Origin of the sequence: Chimaeribacter arupi (genome assembly GCF_002858805.1) — a bacterium.
Classification (GTDB): domain Bacteria; phylum Pseudomonadota; class Gammaproteobacteria; order Enterobacterales; family Enterobacteriaceae; genus Chimaeribacter; species Chimaeribacter arupi.
Genome location: NZ_PJZI01000086.1, coordinates 1 through 836, shown reverse-complemented (window position 1 = coordinate 836; position 836 = coordinate 1). Strand labels below are relative to the sequence as shown.

Annotated in this window: 1 protein-coding gene; it reads right to left on the bottom strand. The window is 70.9% G+C overall.

The genetic code is table 11. From position 1 onward, the window contains the following. A partial coding sequence (locus CYR52_RS22175; protein ID WP_241522442.1) for a PAAR domain-containing protein occupies positions 1–836 on the bottom strand: 836 nt, incomplete at both ends.

Genomic DNA, 836 nt, shown 5'->3' with positions numbered 1-836 from the left:
GGCCCGGCGGCGTGTGCCAGCCGCGCGGCACCGGGTTGCCCTGTGCATCGCTTTCCCAGGTGAAACGCACCCGGCTCGGGGCGGTGCGCATCTGTTCGGCGCGCATCCGGTCGATAAAGTCCTGCTCGCCGTCATTGAGCCGCCCCGGCATCATCCCCACCAGCAGCCCGGCGACGGGCGCGCCGAAGCCCCCGGCGGCCACCGTGCCTGCGCGTACCGCCCAGGTGCCGTAGGTCGTGAAGCGCCCCGCCACCTGCTCAAGTACCGCCGCCCCGGCGGTGGCGGTGTGTGCCCGCGCGGCGGCGCTGGCGGCGGCAACCGCCGCCTGATAGTCCCTCTCCTCATGGTTGCCGTTCAGCCAGCGGTAGAGCGCACTGCGCTTTTTGGGTTTTGGGATATCCTCCGGCGCGGGCGGTTTTCTTTTTGCCGCCTGCGCGTGCTGCGCTACCTCTGTCTCCGGCAACGCCCGGAAAATCCCCATCTCGGCAAAGTGGGTGTGCGGCTCCGGGGCGTCCCCGGCATCATTACAGCCCTCGCCACGCAGACAGGATTTGGCGAACACCCGGTTGCGCTCGCGCGCTGCTGCCTGCTGTAACGCCTGGGCTTCCCGCTCCGCCTGTTGGGCGGCCAGCATCGCGGCGTGCTTCTCCTGCGCCACCTGTTGCGGCGAGGGGCCGCGCCCCAGCCACTCCCCCAGCGGGGCAATAATGCGGTTGCTGCCGGGCGGGCAGCCACAGCGCACCAGCCCGCCGTCCACCGCCACCGGGCTGCCATGAATGGTAAAGCGCGTGTCGCCGTCAATCACCCGGCCGCGCCGGCCGCACTTAGGGCAGTCG